The organism is Terrabacter aerolatus, assembly GCF_007991735.1.
Classification (GTDB): domain Bacteria; phylum Actinomycetota; class Actinomycetes; order Actinomycetales; family Dermatophilaceae; genus Terrabacter; species Terrabacter aerolatus.
Window position 1 is genome coordinate 139391 of record NZ_BJYX01000005.1, and the last position, 23713, is coordinate 163103.

Sequence of the window (23713 nt, forward strand, 5' to 3'; positions counted from 1 at the left end):
TCGAACGGGGACGCGGGCACGTCAGCCGATGACGACCGGCTCGTCGTGCACGCTCGGGGCGGGGACCGGGGCCGTCCGGCGCTCAGCCGAGGTGGCGACGAGGAGGACGACCAGCCCCAGGGTCGCGAAGGCCGCGCCGACCCAGAGCGGTGAGGTCCAGCCGAGGCCGGCGCTGATCGCGAGGCCGGAGATCCACACGCCGAGGAAGTTGCCGACGTTGAAGGCGGCGATGTTGGCCGAGGACGCCATGGTCGGGGCGCCGGACGCGTGACCGAGGACGCGCATCTGCAGGCCGGGCACGGTGGCGAAGCCGAAGAAGCCCATGGCCAGCAGCATCGCCGCCGAACCGACCTTGCTGCCCGAGAGCAGCGCGAACCCGACGAGCGAGACCGCCAGCGCGAGCGTCAGCACCACGAGCGTTCGGGCGAGGGCCCGGTCGGCCCAGCGGCCGCCGAGGAGGTTGCCGACGAAGAGCCCGACGCCGAAGAGGACGAGCAGCCACGGCACGGCCGACTCGCCGAAGCCGGTGACGCGGGTCAGGAGCGGCTCGACGTACATGAACGCACCGAACATGCCGCCGAAGACGAGGACGGTCATGGCGAGCGAGAGCCAGACCTGGCGGTTGCGGAACGCCGCGAGCTCGGCACGCAGGGTCGCGGCGCGTCCGACGGGCTGGGCCGGCTCACCCGGCTCACCGTCCCTCGTCTCGGCAGTGTCCGGGACGAGGACCGCGATGCCTGCCGCGGCGACGACGCCGACCAGGGCGATGACGGCGAAGGTCGCTCGCCAGCCCCACTGCTGCCCGACGAAGGTGCCGAGTGGGACGCCGAGCACGTTGGCGAGCGTCAGGCCGCCGAACATGATCGAGATGGCGCCGGCCTTGCGGTCCGCGGGCACGAGCGAGGCGGCGAGCACCGAGCCGATGCCGAAGAACGCGCCGTGGGCCAGCGCCGCGACGACGCGTCCGGCGAGCAGCATGCCGTAGCCGGTGGCGACCGCCGAGAGCGTGTTGCCCACGACGAAGAGCACCATGAGCGCCAGGAGCGCGCGCTTGGGCCGCCAGGCACCGAGCACCGGCGTGAGGCCGAGCGCCCCGACGACGACGGCGAGGGCGTAGCCGCTGATGAGGTAGCCGGCCGTGGGGATGCTGACCCCCATGTCGGTGGCGACTGTGCTGATGAGGCCGGCGATGACGAACTCCGTCAGGCCGATGCCGAAGCCCCCGAGGGCGAGGGCGATGAGACCGAGTGGCATGGGTTCTCCGAGTCCTTCCGGGCGGGACGCGATCGTCCGGGCCGAGCCTCTCTGCTTTCGCCGGTATGCCGCGTGTGCAACCAATTGACGTCGGCGACGTTAGTTGCACACGCGGCATATTGCAAACGCGCGTTATGATGGGACGCATGGGTATCGCTGACTCCGCCGTCGAGGTGCGCGCCTCCGGGTGGCGCACCCTCGCCGCCCTGCACGGGCACATCGAGGGCGCCCTCGAGCGTGAACTCGTCCGGCGCCACGAGCTGTCCGTCGTCGAGTTCACGGTCCTCGACGCCCTGTCCCGCCAGGACGGCTGGCATATGCGCATGAGCCAGCTCGCGCGAGCCGCGGCCCTGTCGTCGTCGGCCACCACGCGGCTCGTCAACCGGCTCGAGGACCGTGGCCTGCTGACCCGGGTGCTCTGCGCCGACGACCGCCGCGGCATCTACACCGAGCTGACGGACCGCGGCTGGGCGCTCTACCGCGAGACCGCACCCACCCACGACGAGGTGCTCGAGGCGTCGCTCCAGACCGCGGGCGACGTGCCCGAGCTGGCCTCGCTCGTCGAGTTCCTGCACCGCGCGGAGCCCGCGCGGACCTGACCCGCCGCGTCAGCGCGCCGGGGGTCCGCCGGGCTGTCCGGAACCCTCGCCCTCGGGGTCCGCACCGGCCTCGGCGAGGTCGGGTGCGGCATACCGCGGCGTGTAGCCCTGCCCGAGGACGCGGCGCCACCGCGACGGCCCGGACGCCACCGACCGCTGGAGCAGACGGTGGCCCGTCGGCGCGAGCGCCCACGTGCCGAACCACACGACGACCACCCCGACGACGAAGCCGGCCAGCACGTCGTGCCAGTAGTGCGCGCCGGTCAACACCCGCGAGGCCCCGACGGCCAGGGTGAGCGGCACGGCGAGGCGCCACCAGACGGGCGCCAGGATGACGACGGCGGTGGCGAGGGCGGCCGCGATCGTCGCGTGGTTGCTCGGCCACGACCAGTCACCGGGCGCGGGGCAAGCCGCGACGGTGTGGACCGAGAGCGTGCGACAGGGACGGTCCTCCCGGACGAAACCCTTGACGACCTCGCTGAGCACGTATGCCGCCACCGTCGAGACCGCGGCCACCGCGGCCACGGCCAGGTGCTCGAGACCGCGCGAGCGCGCCCGCCAGGTGAGCCACGCCGCGACACCGGCGAGCACGACGAGCCCGAGCTCGCCGACGACCTCGAAGAAGCCACCGACGACCGACGGCAGCGCCACGGCACCGGACGCCGTCGCACGGTAGGCGGCGTCACGGACGACGAAGAGCAGGATGCCGAGGACGACGACGGCGACCCCTACCGGCAGGACGCCCGCCACGGGGCCGCCACCGAAGCGTCGCCGGACGTCCACGGCACCGTCATCTGGAGAAGGCATGGGCACGACCGTAGGCGATGAAGATGAGAGCCGCTGCAGGCCCGTCAGAGACGTCCCCGGACCGGGGTGCGCGGCGTCGGGTCGCCGCCGTCGGGCATGACCATCTCGGCGCGGACCCCGAGCAGCCGCACCTCACGATCGGGGTCGAGGGTCTCGGCCAGGGCGACCGCGGCCGCGACGACCACATCCCGGTCGACCGTGGGCCCGGGCAGCTTGCGGGCCTTGGTCGTGGTGAAGAACGGGGCGTAGCGCACCTTGAGGGTGACACGGAAGACCGGACGCCCGTCCTCGACGGTGTCGTCGAAGGCCAGGGAGGCGAGCGCGCGGACGGCGTCACGCACCTCGTCAGGCGTCGTGAGGTTGCGCTGGAAGGTGGTCTCGCGGCTGTGCCCCCGCGCGATCCACGGGGAGTCGTCGACGACGGCCGACCCGATGCCGCGACCGAGCTCGGAGTACCAGACCCCCATGCGGGGCCCGAACTCACCGACGAGGACGGACTCGTCGGCGCCGGCGAGGTCGCGCACCGTGACGATCCCGTGGGTGGCCAGGCGCTTGGACACCTTGGACCCGACACCCCACAGGTCGATGGTCGGTCGCTCGCCCATGACCTCGAACCAGTTGTGCCGCGTCAGCCGGAAGACACCGCGCGGCTTGCCGAACCCCGTCGCGATCTTGGCCCGCACCTTGTTGTCGCCGATGCCGACGGAGCAGTGCAGTCCGGTCGCCTCGAGCACCGCGGCCCGCACCTGCCCGGCGAACGCCTCGGGGTCGTCGACGTCGACCCCGAGGAAGGCCTCGTCCCAGCCGAGCACCTCGACGACGACACCGAGTCGGCGCAGGGTCCCCATGACCTGCTCGGACGCCTCGGTGTAGGCCGGGGCGTCGACCGGGAGGATCACCGCGTCCGGGACCTTTCGCGCGGCCAGGCGCAGCGGCATGCCGGAGCCCACGCCGAAGGCGCGGGCCTCGTAACTGGCCGTGGAGACGACGGCACGCTCGGTCGGGTCGCCGTGACCGCCGACGATGACAGGAAAGCCTGCGAGCTCAGGACGACGCAGCACCTCGACCGCAGCGATGAACTGGTCGAGGTCGACGTGCAGCACCCAGGGGTCGCGGCCGGCGCTCATCCCGCCATTGTGCCCGGCGGGTGCGACACCGCCCCGGCGTCAGCCCTGCGACGGCCGGTTGCGGCGCGAGGGTCGGGGCGCCCGCTCGGTGATCGGCTTGCCGCCCCGGAAGGTGTAGACGTCCGGCCCTTCAACGGGCGCCCAGCGGTCGTCGCCGTCCTCGTGGCCGTGGGCGTGGCCCTGGCCGTCGGGACCCTCGGCGCGGTCGTGGCCGTCGTGGTGTCCGCGCTCGTCCGTCGCGTCGGCCGCGCCGTCGGCGTCGTGGCCGTCGGCGTCATCGCCGTCGTCGAGCCCGTCGTCAAGGCCTTCGTCGGTGCCGTCGTCGGGGCCGTCGTCGACCGGGAAGGTGCGTCCGTCTCCGGCGACAGCCCGGGGGTCGTACGGCTCCCGCCCGTCCTGCTCATCGAGAGCCCGCGGCGCGGGCCCGGCGGCAGTGTCCTGCTCGCGCGCCGCGACGACGACGCCGTGGAAGAGCATCGCGGCCGCGAGGGCGGTCAGACCGAACGCGGACACGGCGAGCGGCGTTCCGGTGTGCGCGCCACCGATGGTGGAGCGGAGCAGGTGCAGGCCCCCGGCGACGGCCCCCACGATCGCGGCTCCGACGAACCAGATGACCGTGGTCCGGGTCATAGATTTACCCACGGGGTCACTGTGGCACAGGTGATCGCCGACGGACGGCAGCCGCGACGAACGCGCAGCGACGGGTCGGGACTGGCGTCCCAGCGGCCGGCGCCGGGCGCCGCGTCACCGGTCTCAGCGGCGGGCGGGTACCGACGCCGCTGCCGAGGCCTTGGCAGAGGTTGCCGCCTTGCTCACCTTGCTCGCCTTGCTCACCTTGCCCGCCTTGCTCACCTTGCCCGCCTTGCTCACCTTGCTCACCTTGCTCACCTTGGCTGCCTTCGCCGAGGCCTGGGCGCCGTGTGACGCGGAGGTGGCCGACTTCGCCGAGGGATCGCTCGCCGCGGTGCCGATCCGGAACGGCTTGGCGGACGTGGCGGACTTCGGGTTCTTCGGCTTCGGCTTCGGCCCGACGGGTGCGGGCTTCGGCCCGACGGGTGCCGGCTTCGGGCTCAGCGCGTCGGGCGACAGGGTGAGGCTCGCCCCGAGCTGGGTGAGTCCGGAGACGGCGGCCGACACGCCGGATCCGGGCTTCGCCGGCTTGGCAGCCGCGGCGGGCTGCGCCGGAGTGGCGGGCGTCGCCGGCATCGCGGCCGATCCCGACGTCCCGGGCCGGGCCGGCGTGGCGGGCGTCGCCGGCGTGGCGCGGGTGGCGCGGGTCGCGCGGACGGTCGGGCTCGGCGGTGTCGTGGCCTCGTCGGTCAGCGACGCCACCGACTCGTCGGTGCCGTCGGCGACCGCCGCGGGAGGCGTGCCCGTCGACCGGGTCGCAGCGGGCGCAGGACGCACCGCGACGGACGACGGAGGCGTGACGGCATACGACGTCCTGGTCTGCGACACCGCGGGGGTGCGTGCCGCGCCGCCCGTGCCGTTGGAGCTGACCGGGACGAGTGCGGCGACGCCGGGCGCCTCGTCCGGGCGGTCGTGGGCGGCCACCGAGCCGGTGATGAGGGCCACGACGGCTGCGCCGAGCAGCATTCCCGCCCCACGCTGCCCGCCGACGCGGGTCAGCGACAGATGCCCCTGCACGAGCGCGGCGCTGGCCGCGAGCAGGGTCGAGACGCCCAGGACGATGAGGCCGCCCGTCAGGCCGCCGGCGAGGCAGCTGACGAGCAGGAGCACCGCGAGGACCACGAAGCCACGCACCGTCCCCTCGGGAGCGGCGCCGCGCGCCCGGTGGTCGGCGAGGAGGTCGACTCGCTCCTGCTCGAACCACGCCTCGTCGACGAAGGCCGTCGGGCGGGCCGGGAGTGTGAACGAGGCATCCTCGAGCGCGGTCAATCGGGGCATTTCGGACAACACATCGTCAGTGTGCTGCATGGAGGCCTCGGTGTGCACGTGGGACGGGTGCGACTTCTGGGACTCGCGTCCCTCGAGGGGCTGCCGCCGATCCGTGCCGCCGAGCTCGCGGGACTCCGTGCGGCCCCCGCCCGTGGACCCGGAGCCGGCACCGGCTGCCGCCCAGAGCTGCCACCCGCGTGGGGGGACCGGCCAGGACGGGTCGGGCAGCCAGCGGTCCGTGTCGGCGTCGCGACGGGGCAGGGCGCCCTTGGCGTCGCGCGGCGAGTTCGAGTCGCCGTGCAGGGGCGTCATGCTCGTCGTCACCAGACTCACCATTCCTGCGATCGCACGAGGCACCGGAAAGAGGACGGTGCTGCTACAGGACGAGAGTACGGGCAAAGTCAGGTTTTGTACCGTAAATAGTAAAGGAAAGGCAAAATTCGTCATCTGTCCACCCCGATGGGGGTGGCAGACTTCGACCATGTTGCGCCTCGAGGACCGCTGGATCTGGGACGCCTGGACCGTCGACGACGGCGAGCGTACCCATCTCTTCTACCTCCAGGCGCCGCGCTCGCTCGGCGACGCGGGGCTCCGGCACGTCAACGCGACGATCGGCCACGCCGTCTCGAGCGACTGCGTCGACTGGGAGGTGCTCGGCGACACCTTCGGACCCGCCGAGCGCGGCTTCGACGACCTCGCGATCTGGACCGGGTCGACGATCCGCGACGGCGACCGGTGGAGGATGTTCTACACGGCCATCTCGCGCGCCGGCCACCACATCTACGACCAGCGCATCGGCACGGCCGTCTCGGACGACCTGCACCACTGGACCCGCGTGTCGGACCAGCCCGCCCTGCGCGTCGACCCGCGTCACTACAAGACGCTCGCCTCGCACCCCGGCCCGACCAAGGGGCCGGACCGCGAGGGCAGCAGCGAGACGTGGCGCGACCCGCTCGTGCTGCGCGACCCGGACGGGGATGGCTGGCACCTGCTCGTGACCGCTCGGGCCCGCGACGCCGCGACGAACGACGACGGCGTCATCGCCCATGCCTGGAGCCGCGACCTCCACCGCGGGGAGGTCCGCGAGCCGCTGTGCGCGCCCGGCGCCGGCTTCGGGCAGCTCGAGGTGCTGCGCAGCCTCGAGGTCGACGGCCGACCGGTCCTCGTGTTCACCTGCCACCCCGACGAGATGACCCCCGAGCGGCAGGCCACGGCGCACGGCTGCTGCACGTGGTCGGTGCCCTCACCCGGCCTGCTCGGTCCGTGGGACCTGACCCGGGCGCGGCCCTTCACCGCCGACCCGACGCTCTTCGCCGCGCCCGTCGTCACGCGCCGAGACGGCAGCACCGTCATCTTCGGCTTCCACCACGACGGCGCCGACGGGTCCCTGTGGATCGGGGACCCGACCCCGGTGACCGTCGACGCCGAGGGCTACCTCGTGCCGTCCGCCGGCTGACGCGCCGCGACGTCGGCGAGTCGCACCGGGTGCAGCTCGCCGGCGAGCCAGGCGCGGGTCTGGTCGGCGAAGTGCGGGTCGCGCGCGTCACCGCTCGCACCGAACGGCACGACCCACCCGCTCGCGTCCCGGTCGGCGAGGTCCCACACGTAGCGCGCCACGGGGCCGCCGTAGCAGTGGTCGGTGACCCCGGGCGCGCTGGCTGCCGCGAGGACGCAGCCCTTGTCGCCGCCGACGGGGTCCCCCGGCACCCGTGGCCCGCGACCGGAGGCGTCGAGCGCGTGGACGGGGTCGAGCCAGTGCCGCTCGCCCCACGTCGTCGGCGGGCCGGCCTGTGCGGCAACGCGTTCGAGGGCGACGCGCACGCCCTCGCCGACGTCGATGCCGTGCTGCGGGCCGAGTCGGGCCACCGAGTGCCAGGCCGCCCCGACCTGCGTCACCACGTCGGTCCAGGCAAGGAAGAGGCGCGAGTGCCCGCTGGCCTCGTGCAGCACGGCGAGGACCGGGTGCTCGGAGAACCAGCGCACGAGGGCGGTGCGCCAGGCGGCGAAGAGCGCGGCGCCGGCGCTGTCGGCATCGCTGTGCCCGTCCCACGCGAGCAGTCGCGACCGCACGTCGGCGGCAGCACCGGCGACGTCGGCCGCCCCGACCAGCTCGCGCATGAGCACCGCCTGGCCGTTGAGCGTGTCGACGTGGACGGCCGCGCAGTCGTGGGCCGTCAGGCCCTCCCCCGCCTCGACGAGCGAGCGGATGCGGTCGGCCCGGAACGGCGTGGCGTACTCGACGCCCAGCCCGCCACCGCTGGACCGGTCGTTCGCGCTGACCATGACCTCCGGAACGTCCCGTGCGGGGCCGCGCCGGTAGCCGCGCCACACGTGCCTCGGGTCCCACGCGGCCACCGGCAGCACCGCGCCGACGTCGTCACGTCGCGGGACCCGGCCGGCCACGACGTGCCGCATGCGTCCGCTGACGTCGGCCACGAGGGCGCTGTTGACCGGCTCGACCCAGCGCGACAGGGCCTCCTCGACGTCGGCGACCGTGCGCGAGCGCAGGAGCGGCAGGAAGGCCCCGAAACCGAGGTCCTCCTCCACCTGCGTCGGCGTGCGCAGGCTGTGCAGGGCGGGGTGCGCCCGCCGCGGCTGCACGCTCTCGTCGGTCCACTGCGGCGGCGCCTCGGCCTCCGCGTCGAGCCGTTCGAGCTCCGCCTCGAGCCCGGTGACCACGGGCCCCCGGGCGGTGACGACGACCGGCACGGTCACGTCCGCCGCACCGCGCACCCGCACGGTCTCGGTGCTCGCGCTCACCGGCTCCCATCCGTCGATCCCCCTGGCCTTGAGGACCGGTGAGCCGTCCGGGGCGTGTCCGACGTGACCGAGCGACTCGAGCGTCAGGTCCTGGTAGTCGGCCATCGCGTTCGTGATGCCCCACGCGACCGTGCCGGTGTGCGCGAAGTGCTGCACGCCGGGGACACCGGGGAAGGTGAAGCCGACGACGTCGAACTCCGGGCACGCCAACGCGACCTGCTGGTAGCAACCGGGCAGCTCGATCGTGCGGTGCGGGTCACCCGCGACGAGCGGGAGTCCGCTCGCGGTGCGCGCGCCGCCGACGACCCACGCGTTGCTGCCCGAGGCCTCGGCCCGCTCGACCCCCTCCCCGTCGAGCATCGCCAGCGCCTCGACGCCGAGCCGCTCGGCGACGTGGGCGTTGAAGAGCTTGGCGGGGAACGTCCCGAAGAGCAGGTGGATGCCCCAGAAGATGCCGAGCGGCGTCCACGGCTGCCACGGCCGGGGCGACGCGGCATACGACTCCAGCCCGAGCCGGGCGACCTCCGGAGTGCCCGCGAGGCCCTCGGAGAGGGTGGCGTTGACCCCGTCGACGTATGCCGTGAGCCACGTCCGCGTCTCCGGGTCGAGCCGCTCGTAGCAGCGCCGCACCGTCGGCTCGAGCCGCACCTGGCGGGCGAAGCGGTCCCAGGCGAGCCCGTCGGCCCCGACGTACTCGGCGGTGCGGCCCTCCATGCGCCAGCGGTGGTGCTCGACCTGCCACGCGCGGTCGAGGGCGGTGACGCGGCCCTGGAGGCGGGCCAGCTCCATGACGTCGTCGGCGCGCAGGTGTGGGATGCCGAGGGCGTCGCGGCGCACCGCCCCCGTCACGTGGCGTCCTGCAACCGGCCCCAGCCGTGCCACCGGTCGACAGCGATGCGGGCCGTGACGCGGGGCCGGTCGCGCACCCGGTAGGGCCGACCCGTGTAGTGCGTGGCGAGGCGGTCGATGTCGGCGAGCGCCGGGTCCTCGACGAGCTCGACCACGCGGCCCTGGAGGCTGACGTGGGTGATCCAGTCGACGGGGTCCATGGCGCTGAGGCTGACGCGGGGGTCGGCGCGCAGCCACTCGAGGCGCTTGCGCCCGGCATCCATGTTGACGACGACCTGACCGTCCTCGAGCAGGTACCACGTCGGCACCGAGACGGGCGAGCCGTCGGGGCGCAGGCAGCTGATGGTGGCGTGGTTCGGTCGGCTCAGGAACTCGACCACCTGGGCGGGCATCGGGGCGCGGGGCACTGCGGATCTCCTTCGACCTCGGGGTTGCTCGGACTGTCGGGCGGGTGCGTCGTGGGACAGGGCGGTCGGCCTCAGTCCTGCGTGGCGGACGACCGGCGCTCGATCTCGCGCAGGAACGCGTCGGAGATCCGGCGGTACTGCTGCAGGGTCAGGGTCACCGGCGCGCCGACCTCGAGCCCGAGAACGCTGCGCGTCGGGTCGAGGGGCACGGCCGGGTCGGCCAGGACGGTCCCACCGTTCGCGGTCAGGGAGCGGGCGAGCACCCGGACCTCGTCGAGCGCGCCGCCGTCTGCGGCGGCACCGGTGGTACGGCGACGCTCGGCGAAACAGCCGTCGAGCACGATGAGCATGTTGTTGAAGTACTCGTACTCCAGCGACTCGAGGGCACTCTCGAGGGCCGAGACGTCGGCGTCGCCGTGGTCGCGCGCGGACCGGGCGACCTCCTGGAACACCGCGACCTGGGACTCGATGCGCGACCGGCAGGCGTCGATGTAGTCCTGCTCGTACTCCGTCGGACCCGGCATGACCTCAGCCTAGCGATCCGCGCCCCGGCGGACTCCTCGTCGAGCGGCGTGAGGCGCCCGGTCGACCACTAGGTTTGGGCCATGGCAGCGCGTGAACGGAACGTGCTCGGCACCGAGCTCGAGGCGTGCGGCACCGACCCGGTGACGGGCTTCTACCGCGACGGCTACTGCACCACCGGCCCCGAGGACCGGGGCAGCCACACCATCTGCGTCGTCGTCACCGGCGAGTTCCTCGCCCACCAGCTGGGCGTCGGCAACGACCTCGTGACCCCGCGCCCCGAGTGGCGCTTCCCCGGCCTGACGCCCGGCGACCGCTGGTGCGTCGTGGCCGGCCGCTGGCTCGAGGCGCACCGGGACGGCGCCGCGGCGCCCGTCCTGCTCGTCGCCACCCACGAGCGCGCGCTCGAGGTGGTGCCGCTCCAGCTGCTGCAGTCGTATGCCGCCGACGTGCCCGACGACCCGAGCTCGCTGCTCTGACCGATACTGGCCCGATGGGTGCCGCACCGATCCCTCACCTCGAGGCGGACTGCTCCCGGTGCTTCGGACTCTGCTGCGTCGCGCTGCCGTTCGCGCGGTCGGCCGACTTCCCCGTCGACAAGGCCGCCGGGGTGCCGTGCCGCAACCTGCTCGCCGACCACCGGTGCGGCATCCACGACCACCTGCTCGACGGCGGCTGGCGCGGCTGCGTGACGTTCGACTGCTTCGGCGCGGGACAGCAGGTGTCCCAGGCGACGTTCGGGGGCGTCTCGTGGCGCGACGCCCCCACGACCGCGCCGACGATGTATGCCGTCCTGCCCGTCATGCGCCAGCTGCACGAGATGCTCGCCCACCTGCGCGACGCCATGGCGCTCGAGTCGGACGAGGTGACGCGGTCGGCGCTCGCGGCGACGACCGCGACGGTCTCGGCGACGACCGCCGGGAGGCCGGACGAGCTCCTCGCCGTCGACCTGCCGGCCCTGCGGTCGCGCGTCGGCGGCCTGCTCGCGGCGGTCAGCGCGAACGCGCGTGCGCACCGGCGGGCACGACACGGCATACCGAAGCCTCCCCGTCGGGTCCGCGCGGGAGCCGACCTCGTGGCCGCGGACCTGCGGGGACGCGACCTGCGCGCGGCCGACCTGCGGGGTGCGCTGCTCATCGCGGCCGACCTGCGTGGTGCCGACCTGCGCTGGGCCGACCTGCTGGGCGCGGACCTCAGGGACGCCGACCTGCGCGGCGCCCGACTCGACGGCGCGCTGTTCCTCACGCGGCCGCAGCTCGCCGCGGCGCGCACCTGAGCCCGACGGTTCCCCCGGACTCGCACCCGACGGCCCCGTCGGGGACGATTCGCGCATTCGCTTCCGCGGGGGCCACCCAGAGATGACAATCGACGCACCATCACGTCGAGCATCGGAGTGGCTGTGCACCGAGCCAGGGTTGCAGCAGCAGTCTTGCTCTCGGGCGCCGTCGTCCTGGGCGGGTGCTCGTCCGGCAGGCCCTCGATCGAGCTGAGCCAGGTCGCGGGGCCCTCCGGGACCCCGGTGCCGACGCAGACGGTGACGGTCACCGAGGTCGACACCCACACGGTGACCGCCACGACGACCGTGGTGACGACGGCGACCGTCGTGGCGACGCCGACCGTCACGGTCACGGCGCTCCCGCACCCGAGCCTGACGACGAGCACCGTCTTCAACCGCCCGGTCGCGCTCGCGGACTACGCGAACCTCGTCGTCGACGTGCGGCTGCTCGACGGGATGTCGTTGGCGGGCAACGCCGCCGCCCTCCAGCTCGACCTCATGTCCCAGCACCTCGCGCGGCTCGGGGCCAACGGCCCACCTCCCGGGCTCGACGCCCCCAGCTACTACGGCCGGCTCGGCTCGCTCGGGCTCTTCGCCACCGCCGCGTCGAACGAGGCCCAGGCGAACTCGCCCGTGGCCCAGAGCCGCTACGCCGTCATCCGCCACGAGACCGGCGTGCTGCTGACGCTCGTCAACGGTGCCCTCAAGACGACGTTCGCCCTGCCGACCCCCACACCGCAGCCGACACCGACGACATCCTGAGGGCGACGCCGTCAGCGGGGCGGCGGGGGCTCGGCGTGGATGCGCCGGCTGAGGCGCGAGTGGGACCGAGGCGCCGGCACCCGCGACCAGACGGCCTGCTGCAGGGCCAGGGTCAGCCAGCCGGCGAGCGCCATGCCGACGATGTTGAGGACGAGCTGCAGCCCGCTGCCGCGCACCTCGTCCCAGGCACCGAAGGCGAGCCCGAGACCGACGTTGCCCGCGGCGGGGATCGTCGTCACCGAGATGAAGACACCGCTGAGGCCTCCGACCTTGGCCGACGTCAGCGACAGCACCCCGGCCGCCGCCGCGAGGACCGCGACGATGAACGACCACTTGTCGGGCGAGTAGATGAAGCCGGTCGCCGGCCGCGTGCCGGTGATGTCGTCGAGCGTCACCCAGCCGAGCGCGCGCCCGACGAGGCCGGCGAGGCACGTGACGACGATGGCCACGAGGAAGCCGACGACGAGGGCGCGGGCGGCCACGGCGAGCAGGAGCGTGCGCCGTCGCACGAGGGCGACTCCGAGCGCGGCGATGGCCCCGAACTCGGGTCCGAGCACCATGGCGCCGATGACGAGGATCTGCGAGTCGAGCACGATGGCGACCCCCGCGATGAGGGTCGCGAGCGACATGAACGACAGGTAGGTCCAGTTGAGCTCGCTGTCGTCGTACGACCGCTGGGCGACCTGGGCCCACACGACGGCGTCCGCGCTGCTGCCCGGCGTCTCCTCCTCGGCCTCGAAGCCGGTCCGCGAGACCCACGTCGTGACCGGCTCGATCTGGAGCGTCCCGTCCTCGTGGACCCCGAGCTCGCGCAGCCGGTCGACGAGCACGTTGGCGCCCTCGCGTGCCACGTCCGCCTGGACGACGTCGCCGACCGGGCGCACGGCCGCCCCGCGCAGGACCGAGAGCGTGCTCACCGCGCTCGAGTCGGACAGGACCCGGGTGACCTGCTCGGTCAGGTGGCTCGGGATCGTGGCCGTGAGTCTCAGCATGTCCGACAGTCTGCCGGTCGGGCCGCGCGACGGCCCGGCGCCTGACCCGGCGACCCGGCCCGGCGCCTGACCCGGTGACCCGGCCCGGCGCCTGACCCGGTGACCGGACCCGCCGTCCGAACGCGATCCCTTGACGACGTGATCGCCGACCGACAGTGTGACCAACCGTGACACTCCAGGCCGAGTCCTCGTCCCTGCTGCGCTCGCGCCTCGCCGCCGGCACCGCCTTCTTCGTGCAGGGTCTGCTCTTCATCTCGCTGACGACCCGCCTCCCCCAGGTCCAGCAGAAGTGGTCCCTCGACGAGCTCGCCGTCAGCGGGCTCCTCCTCATGGTCGTGCTGCTCGCCGGAGTCGGCTCGGTCGTCGCCGAGGTCGTCGCGGCACGCTCCTCGAGTGCCGTCGTGGTCCGGGTGGGGCTCGTGGTCGCGACCATCGGCTTCGCCGTGCTCCTCGTCGCGCCGGCGTTCGGCGTCTTCGTGGCCTGGCTCGCGACCTACGGCCTCGCGCTGGGCCTCGTCGACGCGTCGTCGAACATGCAGGCGGTCACCGTCGAGCACCTCTACCGGCGACCCATCCTGCCGTCGTTCCACGCCTTCTGGACAGCCGGCGGCATCCTCGGCACGGTCGTGACGCTGGCGACCTCGGGCCTGCACCTCGGCCCGGCGCTCCTGCCGCTGCTCGTGTTCCCCGTCGCCGCCCTCGCCGCCCCCTACGCCCGGCGCGACCGGATCGCCGGGACGGAGGCGACCGTCGACGTGCCGTGGCGCCGCATCGCCCTCCTCGGGGTCGCGATGGTGCTCTTCTACATGGTCGACACGGCCGCGACGACGTGGGGACCGGTCTACCTCGACGGCACGCTCCGCGCCCCGACCGGCCTCACCGCGCTCGCGACCCTGCCCTACCTCGTCGCGACGCTGCTCGCGCGCGCCGTCGGCGACCGCCTCGTCGACCGCCACGGTGCCGTGTGGCTCCTGAGGATCAGCGGGGTCGTGGCCGCCCTGTCGCTCGCGGTCATCGTCTTCGCCCCGACGTGGGTCATCGCCGTCGTCGGCTTCACGGTCCTCGGCGGGGCCGTCGCGACCATCGCTCCGCTCAGCTTCTCGGCCGCAGGCGCGATAGCCGGTGGCGACGACGCCGGCTCCGCCGGTGAGCGCATCGACAAGGTCGACCAGGTGGTCGCGCGCTTCAACCAGTTCAACTACGTGGGAGCCCTCCTCGGCGCGGTGCTCACGGGAGCGGTCGGGTCGGACAACCTGCGCCTCGGCTTCGCCGTGCCGATGGTCCTCATCCTCGGGATCATCCCGCTCGCGACGCAGTTCGCGATCATCCGGCGCCGGGGCGTCACCGCCGGCCCGAGCTGAGGACACCCCGCAGCGCGGTGAGCGCCGGGGCGATGCCCTCGAGGGGTATGCCGCCGACGCCGAACGCGAGCCCGTGACGGGGAGGCTGCTCGAGGTGCCGGACCGACAGGGGCTCGACGAGGACCCCTGCGGCGAGGGCCTGCTCGGCGACCGTCACGTCGTCGAGGTCCGGGTCGCGCAGCAGCGTGCACACGTGCAGCCCGGCCGCCGACGGGATGACCTCGAGCCAGTCGCCGAGGCCGTCGCCGCCCGTCAGCCCGGCGAGCAGGGCGTCACGGCGGGCCCGGTAGACCTTCGTCGCCCGCCGGACGTGCGCCGCGTGGTGGCCCTCGGCCAGGAAGTCGGCCAGGGCGCCCTGGGTGACGGCGTCCCCGTCCCAGACGGTGACCAGCTTGGCCTCACGCAGGGCGGCCGTGACCGTGGCCGGTGCGATGGCGTAGCCGACCCGCAGGGCCGGGAGCAGCGACTTGGAGAACGACCCGACGTAGACCACCCGGCCGTCACGGTCGAGGCTCTGCAGGGGCTCGAGGGGGCGGTCGGCGAAGCGGAACTCGCTGTCGTAGTCGTCCTCGACGACGACGGCCCCGTGCCGGACCGCCCACTCCAGCAGGGCGATCCGCCGGGCATGGGACATCGCCACCCCGGTGGGGTGCTGGTGCGAGGGGGTCACGTAGACGAGCCGGGCCGCGTCCGGCAGCGCCTCGACGACGATCCCCTCGCCGTCGACGGGCACACCGCGCACGACGGCGCGGTGCGTCTCGAACAGCCGCGCCGCCGCGGTGTAGCCCGGGTCCTCGAGCGCGACGACGTCGCCCGGCTCGAGCAGCACCCGCGCCACGAGGTCGAGCGCCTGCTGCGCCCCGGCGGTCGTCACCACGTCGGCGGCGGAGGCGACGACGGAACGGGAGCGGCCGGCATACCTCGCGATCTCGGCCTCGAGCCGGCTCCCGCCGGCCGCACTCCCCGGGCCGTCGTAGGTGCCGACCGACAGGCGGCCTCGGCGCAGCGTGCCGCTGACGAGCCGGCGCCACGTGGCGAGCGGGAAGAGGGACGGGTCGGGCACTCCCACGGAGAAGTCGTGCCGCGCACCGACCGGCGTGGGCACCGCGCCGCCGGACGCCATCCAGAGGGAGGTCGGTGCCACGGAACCCGGGCGGGCGCGCCGCGAGGTCTGGACGGGCGGGACGCAGCCCCTCGCGACGAAGGTGCCGGCACCCCGGCGACTCTCGAGCAGCTCCTCGGCCAGCAGCCGGTCGTAGGCGGCGGTGACCGTGCCGCGCGAGACGCCGAGAGTCGCGGCGAGGTCGCGCGACGCCGGGAGGCGGTCGCCGCCGGCCAGGCGACCGTCGAGGACGGCGGAGCGCACCTGCGCGTAGATCTGGGCGGTGAGGTCGCCGGAACCGGCGAGCGTGACATGGAGCTCCACCACCCCATCCTGGATTGGCCCAAACGAGGTGGCAAGAGGTGGCACTTCCGACCGGTCCACTCGCACCCGATGCTGGAACCATGGCGACGACGGCAGGCCTGGCCCGGACCCACCCCACCCGAGCCGGCGGGACGCTCACGGTCGCGCAGGGCACCGCCCTCTCCGTGGGCGCGGTGCTCGGCACCGGCGTCATCACCCTGCCCGCCCTCGCGGCCGAGGTCGCCGGCCCCGCCTCGCTCGTCGCCTGGGCCGCGCTCGTGCCGCTGTCGATCCCTCTCGCCAGCACCTTCGCCGCCCTCGGCGCGCGCCACCCCGACGGCGGCGGGGTCTCCACCTACGTCCGTCGCGCCTTCGGCGGGCGGGCCGCCGGCGCCGTCGGGTGGTGCTTCTACCTCGCGATCCCCGTCGGGGCTCCACCGGCGTCGATGATGGCCGGCGCCTACGTCGCCGACGTCGTCGGCGGCGGCCGCACCACGACCGTCGTCGTCGCCGGCACCCTCATCGTCGGAACGGGCGCGATGAACCTCGCCGGCCTGCGCCTCTCCGGTCGGGTCCAGCTCGTGCTCGCCTCGGTGCTGGCGGTCCTCATGACCGCGACGATGGCGGTGGCCCTGCCGCACGCGAGCACGGCGTCGCTCACGCCCTTCGCGCCGCACGGCTGGGGAGCCGTCGGCACCGCCGCTGCCGTCCTCGTCTGGGGCTTCGCCGGCTGGGAGGCCGTGGCCTCGCTCGCCGGGGACTACCGCGATCCCCGCCGGGACGTGCCCCGAGCGACCGGCATCGCGGTGGCCGTCGTCGGCGTGCTCTACCTCGGGCTCGCGGCCACGAGCGTCCTCGTGCTCGGGCCGGCGACGGGGAGCAGCCAGGCGCCGCTCTCGGACCTCATGGCCATCTCCCTCGGTGAGCAGGCTCGCGTCGTCACCGCCGTCGTCGCGGTCCTGCTCACCGTCGGTGCCATGAACGCCTACTACGCCGGCGGCTCCCGCCTCGGCGCCGCCCTGGCCCGCGACGGAGCCCTGCCGCGGTGGCTGGCCCCGGGCGCCGAGACCGGCCAGGTCCCGCGGCGCAGCACGCTCCTCATCACGACCGCCTCGCTCCTGGCACTCGGGGCGGCCGTCGTGCTCGACCTGGGCCTGACGCCGCTCATGCTCCTCGCCACCGGCTGCTTCACGGTCGTCTACGTGCTCGGGACGGCCGCGGCCCTGCGCCTGCTGCCGCGACGGACGACGGCGTGGTGGACCGCCGTCGTCGCGTTCGTGTCGGTCGTCGTCCTGCTCGTCGCCAACGGCGCCCACGCCCTCTGGGCCCTCGGCCTCGTCGCGCTGTCCCTCGGCTACCAGGCGCGCTCGCGCCGGTAGGGCCCCGCGGCCGTCGTGGGGGCGAGCGCTACCAGCGCCGACCCCTAGACTTCGCCGCCGTGACGACACAGCGCATCGAGCGCACACCCCTGAAGCGCTGGTTCCTCGACGCCGAGGAGCCGGACCCGGGCGGCTACTACGAGCGCGAGAGCGAGGCCAAGGCCCAGCAGCACGTCCAGCCGTGGTGGCGGGTCATGTGCCTCACCGGTGTCGACTACTTCTCGACCCTCGGCTACCAGCCCGGCATCGCGGCTCTCGCGGCCGGCGCCCTGTCGCCGGTCGCCACGCTCGTCCTCGTGCTCATCACCCTCTTCGCCGCCCTGCCGATGTACCGCCGGGTGGCCGCCGAGAGCCCCCACGGCGACGGCAGCCTCTCGATGCTCGAGCGCCTGCTGTCCTACTGGCCGAGCAAGATCCTCGTGCTCTGCCTCATCGGTTTCGTCGCCACGGGCTTCGTCATCACCATCACGCTCTCGGCCGCCGACGCGAGCGCCCACCTCGTCGAGAACCCCTACCTCCGCTCGACGCTGACCGGGCGTCAGGTCGGCGTCACGCTGACCCTGCTCGTGCTGCTGGCGGGCATCTTCCTCAAGGGGTTCAAGGAGGCCATCGGCATCGCCGTCGTGCTCGTCGTCGCCTACCTCGGGCTCAGCTCGGTCGTCCTCGTGCGCGGCATCGTCGAGATCGGCAACCACCCGACCGCGTTCAGCGACTGGGTGACGGCGATGACGTCGGCCCACTCCGCGCCGTTCGGGATCATCGGGGCCTCACTGCTCGTCTTCCCGGCCCTGGCGCTCGGCCTCTCCGGCTTCGAGACGGGCGTCGTCGTCATGCCCCTCGTCAAGGGCGACCCGACCGACTCGGCGGAGCGGCCGGAGGGCCGCATCCGCAACGCCCGGCGGCTGCTCACGACCGCCGCCCTCATCATGAGCGTCCTGCTCATCGGGTCCTCGCTCGTCACGACCCTGCTCATCCCGCCGGCGGCGTTCCAGCCTGGCGGGCTGGCCAACGGCCGCGCGCTGGCCTACCTCGCGCACCACCTGCTCGGCGAGGGCTTCGGCACGGTCTACGACGTCTCGACCATCGGCATCCTCTGGTTCGCCGGCGCCTCGGCGATGGCCGGCCTGCTCAACATCGTGCCCCGCTACCTGCCCCGGTACGGCATGGCGCCGGACTGGGCGCGCTCGACGCGGCCTCTCGTGCTCGTCCTGTCGTTCATCGCGGCCGTCGTGACGCTCGCCTTCGGGGCCAACGTCGACGAGCAGGCGGGCGCGTATGCCACGGGCGTGCTGGCGCTCATGACCTCCGCCGCGATCGCGGTCTTCCTCACCGAGCTGCGGCGGGGTCACCGGGCGGCCGCGGCCTTCTTCGCCGTCGTCAGCGCGATCTTCGTCTACACGATCACCATCACCATCGAGCAGCGTCCCGAGGGCCTCGTCATCGCGCTCGTCTTCATCGCGCTCATCGTCGTCATCAGCGTCTGGTCACGGATCGTCCGCTCGACCGAGCTGCGGGTGCAGCGGGTCGTCTACGACGACAGCGCGCGCGCCATCCTCGACGACGCGGCGCTCGGACCCCAGCCGCTGCGCTTCATCGCCAACAAGATCAACGCCGGCGACCGCGACGAGTACCGCGCGAAGTCCCTCGACGTCCGCATGCACAACCACCTCAACGCCCGTCAGGGCGCGATCTTCCTCGAGGTGGAGATCAGCGACGCGAGCGACTTCGCCACGACCGTGCACGTCGGGTCGGCCGTCGTCGGCGGCCACTACATCCTGCGGGCCACGGGTCCGTCGGTGCCCAACGTCCTCGCCGCGGTCCTGCTCGACGTCAGGGACCGCGTGAGCAAGCCGCCGCACATCTACTTCGAGTGGAGCGAGAAGGCGCCCGGCCAGAACGTGCTGCGCTTCCTGCTCGCCGGCGAGGGCGACATCCCGCCCCTGACGCACGAGATCATCCGGCGCGCCGAGCCCGACGCCGACCGACGCCCGCAGGTGCACGTCGGCGGCTGACCCGGCCGCACGGCATACCTCGGCGAGGCCGTCCGGCCACCCGGGTGTGCTCGTCCGGGTGAGGTGTGCTCGGGTGGGCAGCCGTCCACGAGACCGGACGCCGAAGCCCGGAGACAGACGCGGTCGCCGCCCGGGCCGGGGGCACGGCAGGATGGCCGCATGTCCGACAGGGATGACAGGGAAGACGCAGGGGCCCACGCCGTCACGACCGACGGGGCCGGCCACCCACCGACCGAGGTCAACGAGGCCGCGACCGCCTACGCCGCGGTGCGGCCGGAGGTCGAGGCGGCGACCGCGCTCTTCGTCGAGATGGTCACCGGCCTGCTCGACGACGCCGGGATCAACTACCTCAGCGTCAGCGGCCGCACCAAGTCCGTCGCGTCGTTCGCGTCCAAGGCGGAGCGGCGCGACGACCACGGGCTGCTCTACCCGGACCCCCTCGTCGACATCACCGACCAGATCGGCGTGCGCGTCATCACCTACGTCCACGACGACGTCGCCGCCGTCGCGGAGCTGCTGGCGGAGGAGCTCGCCGTCCTCGACGACCGCGACATGGGTCTCGAGACGGCTCGGGCCGGGCGCTTCGGCTACGCCAGCCGCCACCAGCTCGTCTCCGTCGACGCGAGCCGCACCGTGCCGGCCGCCTACGAGTCGCTGCGCCGGCGCAGCGCGTCGGTGCAGATCCGCACGGTGCTGCAGCACGCGTGGGCCGAGTTCGAGCACGACATCCGCTACAAGGGCACCGTGCCCGAGGAGCACGCGCACGAGCTCGACCGCCGCTTCACCCTGGCCGCCGGGCTCATCGAGCTCGCCGACCGAGAGTTCTCGGCCATCCGCGACCGCCTCCAGATGGCCCTGCCCGCGGTGGCCCCCGGACCGGACGAGCGGGACGAGCGGATCAGCTCGCAGGACCTCGCCAAGTTCCTCGCCTCGAAGTACGCCGGGGCCGGGTGGGCCCGCACCGACCACTACACGTGGGTCTCGGGCCTGCTCCTCGAGCTCGGCATCACCGACGTCGACGCGCTCGCCGAGGTCATCGCGCCCGTCGACGGCGCCGACCTCATCGAGCGGATGGGCTACACGTACCCGCCCGGGGCGGTCCGCCGCCTCGACGACGCCCTCCTCGCGACCTTCGGCACGCGCTACCTCGACCTCGAGGGCAACGCCCACCGCCGCCCCTCCCTCGAGGCGCGCCTCGAACGCCTCGCGGCGGGCTGACCGGAGAAAGTTCGGCCGTCATGTCGATTCCGCCGGCCGGAGTTCGTCAGGATGATGTGGCGAGGGTCGCCACCTGCGCACTGCGCACCTGTCCGAGAAGGAGCCGGCCATGGCCGACACGTACGCCTACCTGATCCACGAGCGCGACTGGGACTCCGACGCCTACCTCGGCGGCCGGCCGGAGGCGGCCCCCGAGGGCCGGGACCCCGGGGCTCCCGGCGCCGACGCCCCGAACGACATGAACGCCACCTTCCCGGAGCACCAGGCCTTCCAGCGGGCCGTCGCCGACCTCGGCGCGCGCGTCGTCGGGGGCGCCGCGCTGCAGAACAGCCGCCACGGCGGCACGGTGACCCCGGGCGCGAAGGACCGCCTCGTCGAGGACGCCGTCTACACCGACGGCCCGTTCCCCGACACGTCCGAGGTCATCACCGGCTTCTACCTCGTCGAGACCGACGACGAGGACACCGCACGCCGCGTCGCCGCGCTCGTGCCCACCGGCGGCCACATCGAGTGGCGCAGGGTCTTCCCGACGGGGATGTGAGTGCCCCTCGGGACGGGTGAGTTCGAGGAGGCGTGGCCGCGCATCGTGCGCGCCCTCGCCTCCTTCACCGGGAGCCTCGACGACGCCGAGGAGTATGCCGCCGAGGCCGTCGCCCGCGCCGCCGCCCACGAGCGGGACGGCGGCCGCACCATCGAGTCGTATGCCGCGTGGTGCACGTCGGTGGCCAAGCGGGCCTGGCTCGACGACGCCCGCCGGCGCACCACCCTGCGCCGGCTCGCTCCCGAGCTCCCCCGTCCCGAGGCGGAGCACGCCGCCATGGACGCCGACGACCTGTCCCCGCACGGACGCGAGGGACTCGACGACCGCCTCGCCCTGCTCTTCGTGGCCTGCGACGAGGCCATCTCCCCCACGTCCCGGATGGTCCTCGCGCTGCGCGTCGTCTGCGGGCTGACGATCCCCGAGATCGCCAACCACCTGGGTGTCCAGGAGACGGCCGCGGCAGCTCGCCTCACCCGGGCGAAGCGCGCGCTGGCCGAGGCCCGGGGCGCCTTCCACGTGCCCGACAGGGCCGAGCGCGAGCGGCGCCTGCCGGTCGTCATCGCCTGCGTCGCGGGCCTGTTCACCGTCGCCCACCGGACCGTCCTCGACCCGGCCGACGCACTGGCCGACACCGGCCGCCAGGCCCTGTCGATCGCCGACGCGCTCGTGGCCGCGCACCCGGACGACACGGAGGTGCGCGGCCTGCGCGCCGTCATCCGCCTGGGCCTGGCCCGCCGACCCGGTCGGGTCGACGACGCCGGCACGGGCCTCGCCCTCGACGAGGTGGACCGCTCGCGGTGGGACGCGCGACTGCTGCGGGCCGGGCTCCACGACGCGACGCTCGCCGCCCGCGGTGACGGCCGCTTCGCCATCGAGGCCGCGATCGCCGGCCTGCACTCGAGCGCGGCGTCGTTCGAGGGCACCGACTGGACGCGCATCGCCCAGCTCTACGGGGCGCTCGAGGACCGCTGGCCCTCTCCGTCGGTCCACGTCGCCCGCCTCGTCGCGACGGCCCACACGGTCCTGTCGGCCGAGCCGGTTCGAGGTGACACCGCCACCGGCGACGCTCGCGCGGTCACCTCGACCGGGAGCGTCCTGGCCGAGGTCGAGCGGGAGCTGACCGGGCTCGTGAGGGACGCGCCGGCATACGCCAGCCGTGACGCGAGCCTGGCCCTCGCGGACCTCGAGTGGCGCACGGGACGGCGGGAGCAGGCGGCGGCGCGCTACCGCGACCTCGCCGAGGTCATCGCCGTCGAGCCGCTCCGGCGCTTCTGCCTCAGGCGGGCCGGTCTCACTCTCCCGTGACGCCGTCGACCGCCTCGCGGAGGAGGTCCGCGTGGCCGTTGTGCCGGGCGTACTCCTCGATCATGTGGAGCAGGATCCAGCGCAGCGAGAACTCCTGGCCGTCCTTGCGCGACAGCTTCACCGACCGGAACTCGGGGCCCCCCTCGGCGAGCGCCGCGTCGATGTCGCGACGGGCCTGCCCGACCGACACGTCCATGAGGCGGCGCAGCTCCTCGGGGCTGTCGTCGCGGGCCGAGGTCAGCTCCCAGTCGCGGTCGGCCTCCCAGTCGGCACTCGCCCACGGCTCGGGCATCGGGCGGCCGTGCAGCACCTCGCCGAACCAGCTCGCCTCGTTGAGGGCCACGTGCTTGAGCAGACCCCCGAGGGTCAGCGTCGACGGCGCGAGGGGCTGGGCGAGCTGCTCGGCGGTGAGGCCCTCGGTCTTCATCCGCAGGGTGTCGCGGTGGTAGTCGAGGAAGGCCACGAGGGTGCTCGCCTCGTCTGCCGTCAGGGGCGGGTCGGTGCGCTCGGTGTGCGGGGAGGAGGTCATGCCGACCGACGCTAGTGTCCGAGGCTCGAAAAGCGCCTGCGGATTTCGCCCCGGCGCGAGCAGACTGGTCGGGTGCCCTCATCGAGCCAGTGGATCGCCTTCCTCGTCGCGTCGATCCTCTTCATCCAGGTCCCGGGCCCGAGCCTGCTCTTCACCATCGGCCGCGCGCTGACCGTCGGGCGCCACGAGGCGCTGCTGTCGGTCGTCGGCAACGCCCTCGGTGTCACGGCCCAGGCCCTCTTCGTCTCCGTCGGCCTCGGCGCCGTCGTGGCCGCGAGCATCACCGCCTACACGGTCATCAAGGTCGCCGGCGCCGCCTACGTCATCTGGCTCGGCATCCAGGCGATCCGGCACCGGCGAGAGGCACGCGAGGCGCTCGAGGCTCAGGTGTCGGCCGAACGGGGCCACGCCCTGCGCATCGGCTTCGTCGTGGGACTGACCAACCCGAAGACGATCCTCTTCTTCGTCGCCTTCCTGCCGCAGTTCACCAACCCCGCCGCGGGGCACGTCGGCGTGCAGATGGCCGTGCTCGGCGCGGTCTTCGGCGCCATGGCGGTGTGCAGCGACAGCGTGTGGGCCCTGCTCGCCGCTCGGGCGCGGGAATGGTTCGCCCGCAAGCCCGCCCGTCTCGACAAGCTCGGCGCCACCGGCGGCGTCATGATGGTCGGTCTCGGCGCTGCGATGCTGGCGCGTGAGTAGTTCCCACCTC

General features: G+C 73.8%; 23 protein-coding genes. 12 read left to right on the plus strand and 11 right to left on the minus strand.

Annotated elements, in window-relative coordinates; genetic code table 11:
• Nucleotides 1-21: 21 nt before the first annotated feature.
• Nucleotides 22-1254: an MFS transporter gene (locus TAE01_RS06825; protein WP_147064748.1), complete on the minus strand. Its 1233-nt coding sequence runs from the start codon at nt 1252-1254 to the stop codon at nt 22-24.
• 146 nt (nt 1255-1400) lie between these two features.
• On the opposite strand from TAE01_RS06825, the gene TAE01_RS06830 reads away from it, so the two are divergent.
• The gene (locus tag TAE01_RS06830) at nt 1401-1853 is read left to right on the plus strand and encodes a MarR family winged helix-turn-helix transcriptional regulator (RefSeq protein ID WP_147064750.1); all 453 of its coding nucleotides are present in this window, start codon (nt 1401-1403) and stop codon (nt 1851-1853) included.
• Between the two features lie 9 nt (nt 1854-1862).
• On the opposite strand, the gene TAE01_RS06835 is transcribed toward TAE01_RS06830, so the two are convergent.
• The 4 genes from TAE01_RS06835 to TAE01_RS06850 all read right to left on the minus strand — a co-directional run bounded on the left by TAE01_RS06835 (nt 1863) and on the right by TAE01_RS06850 (nt 6010).
• Nucleotides 1863-2660, minus strand: coding sequence for a phosphatase PAP2 family protein (locus tag TAE01_RS06835; RefSeq protein ID WP_147064752.1), 798 nt, complete (start codon nt 2658-2660; stop codon nt 1863-1865).
• 44 nt (nt 2661-2704) lie between these two features.
• Nucleotides 2705-3787 (minus strand): DNA polymerase IV, encoded by a 1083-nt coding sequence (locus tag TAE01_RS06840; protein WP_186815074.1) that lies wholly within the window; start codon nt 3785-3787, stop codon nt 2705-2707.
• A gap of 39 nt (nt 3788-3826) precedes the next feature.
• Nucleotides 3827-4417 (minus strand): hypothetical protein, encoded by a 591-nt coding sequence (locus tag TAE01_RS20475; RefSeq protein WP_186815075.1) that lies wholly within the window; start codon nt 4415-4417, stop codon nt 3827-3829.
• A gap of 123 nt (nt 4418-4540) precedes the next feature.
• Nucleotides 4541-6010: a hypothetical protein gene (locus TAE01_RS06850; RefSeq protein ID WP_147064753.1), complete on the minus strand. Its 1470-nt coding sequence runs from the start codon at nt 6008-6010 to the stop codon at nt 4541-4543.
• A 157-nt stretch (nt 6011-6167) separates the two neighbouring features.
• On the opposite strand from TAE01_RS06850, the gene TAE01_RS06855 reads away from it, so the two are divergent.
• Complete coding sequence (locus TAE01_RS06855) at nt 6168-7142, plus strand: glycoside hydrolase family protein (RefSeq protein WP_186815076.1); 975 nt, start codon at nt 6168-6170, stop codon at nt 7140-7142.
• On the opposite strand, the gene TAE01_RS06860 is transcribed toward TAE01_RS06855, so the two are convergent.
• From TAE01_RS06860 to TAE01_RS06870, 3 genes are all read right to left on the minus strand, one after another.
• On the minus strand, nt 7118-9295 hold the full coding sequence (locus tag TAE01_RS06860; RefSeq protein WP_147064757.1) for a penicillin acylase family protein: 2178 nt from the start codon (nt 9293-9295) through the stop codon (nt 7118-7120). The two genes, TAE01_RS06855 and TAE01_RS06860, sit on opposite strands and share 25 nt — an antisense overlap.
• Entirely contained in the window at nt 9292-9702 is a 411-nt protein-coding gene (locus TAE01_RS06865; protein WP_147064759.1) for a TIGR03618 family F420-dependent PPOX class oxidoreductase, read from the minus strand. Before TAE01_RS06865 ends, TAE01_RS06860 begins: the two co-directional genes overlap by 4 nt.
• Nucleotides 9703-9773: 71 nt before the next feature.
• Nucleotides 9774-10226: a hypothetical protein gene (locus TAE01_RS06870; protein ID WP_147064761.1), complete on the minus strand. Its 453-nt coding sequence runs from the start codon at nt 10224-10226 to the stop codon at nt 9774-9776.
• 81 nt (nt 10227-10307) lie between these two features.
• On the opposite strand from TAE01_RS06870, the gene TAE01_RS06875 reads away from it, so the two are divergent.
• The 3 genes from TAE01_RS06875 (at nt 10308) to TAE01_RS06885 (ending at nt 12262) form a co-directional block, all read left to right on the plus strand.
• The gene (locus tag TAE01_RS06875) at nt 10308-10703 is read left to right on the plus strand and encodes a DUF2237 family protein (RefSeq protein ID WP_147064763.1); all 396 of its coding nucleotides are present in this window, start codon (nt 10308-10310) and stop codon (nt 10701-10703) included.
• A 14-nt stretch (nt 10704-10717) separates the two neighbouring features.
• Nucleotides 10718-11500, plus strand: coding sequence for a pentapeptide repeat-containing protein (locus tag TAE01_RS06880; protein ID WP_147064765.1), 783 nt, complete (start codon nt 10718-10720; stop codon nt 11498-11500).
• Between the two features lie 153 nt (nt 11501-11653).
• Nucleotides 11654-12262 carry a hypothetical protein gene (locus TAE01_RS06885; protein ID WP_147064767.1) on the plus strand — a complete coding sequence of 203 codons (609 nt, stop codon included), beginning with the start codon at nt 11654-11656 and terminating at the stop codon, nt 12260-12262.
• Between the two features lie 11 nt (nt 12263-12273).
• Here TAE01_RS06885 and TAE01_RS06890 read toward each other — a convergent pair whose 3' ends face one another.
• A complete protein-coding gene (locus TAE01_RS06890; RefSeq protein ID WP_147064769.1) occupies nt 12274-13254 on the minus strand; it encodes a DUF389 domain-containing protein in 981 nt (326 codons plus the stop codon).
• Nucleotides 13255-13421: 167 nt separating this feature from the next.
• Here TAE01_RS06890 and TAE01_RS06895 point away from each other — a divergent pair, with 167 nt between their 5' ends.
• Nucleotides 13422-14615 (plus strand): MFS transporter, encoded by a 1194-nt coding sequence (locus tag TAE01_RS06895; RefSeq protein WP_147064771.1) that lies wholly within the window; start codon nt 13422-13424, stop codon nt 14613-14615.
• Here the strand turns inward: TAE01_RS06895 and pdxR are convergent.
• Nucleotides 14596-16041 (minus strand): MocR-like pyridoxine biosynthesis transcription factor PdxR, encoded by a 1446-nt coding sequence (pdxR, locus tag TAE01_RS06900; protein ID WP_147064772.1) that lies wholly within the window; start codon nt 16039-16041, stop codon nt 14596-14598. The two genes, TAE01_RS06895 and pdxR, sit on opposite strands and share 20 nt — an antisense overlap.
• Before the next feature lie 80 nt (nt 16042-16121).
• Between pdxR and TAE01_RS06905 the strand changes: the two genes are divergently transcribed.
• The 5 genes from TAE01_RS06905 (at nt 16122) to TAE01_RS06925 (ending at nt 22475) form a co-directional block, all read left to right on the plus strand.
• Nucleotides 16122-17399: an amino acid permease gene (locus tag TAE01_RS06905; protein WP_147064774.1), complete on the plus strand. Its 1278-nt coding sequence runs from the start codon at nt 16122-16124 to the stop codon at nt 17397-17399.
• A gap of 59 nt (nt 17400-17458) precedes the next feature.
• Complete coding sequence (locus TAE01_RS06910; protein WP_246111191.1) at nt 17459-19411, plus strand: APC family permease; 1953 nt, start codon at nt 17459-17461, stop codon at nt 19409-19411.
• A gap of 159 nt (nt 19412-19570) precedes the next feature.
• Entirely contained in the window at nt 19571-20629 is a 1059-nt protein-coding gene (locus tag TAE01_RS06915; RefSeq protein WP_147064776.1) for a GTP pyrophosphokinase, read from the plus strand.
• Nucleotides 20630-20738: 109 nt separating this feature from the next.
• Nucleotides 20739-21170, plus strand: a complete 432-nt coding sequence (locus tag TAE01_RS06920) for a YciI family protein (RefSeq protein WP_147064778.1) — start codon at nt 20739-20741, stop codon at nt 21168-21170.
• Complete coding sequence (locus tag TAE01_RS06925) at nt 21171-22475, plus strand: DUF6596 domain-containing protein (protein WP_147064780.1); 1305 nt, start codon at nt 21171-21173, stop codon at nt 22473-22475.
• Here the strand turns inward: TAE01_RS06925 and TAE01_RS06930 are convergent.
• On the minus strand, nt 22462-23004 hold the full coding sequence (locus tag TAE01_RS06930; protein WP_147064782.1) for a DinB family protein: 543 nt from the start codon (nt 23002-23004) through the stop codon (nt 22462-22464). The genes TAE01_RS06925 and TAE01_RS06930 overlap by 14 nt on opposite strands.
• 72 nt (nt 23005-23076) lie before the next feature.
• Here TAE01_RS06930 and TAE01_RS06935 point away from each other — a divergent pair, with 72 nt between their 5' ends.
• Entirely contained in the window at nt 23077-23703 is a 627-nt protein-coding gene (locus tag TAE01_RS06935; RefSeq protein ID WP_147064784.1) for a LysE family translocator, read from the plus strand.
• The last annotated feature ends 10 nt before the right edge of the window (nt 23704-23713 follow it).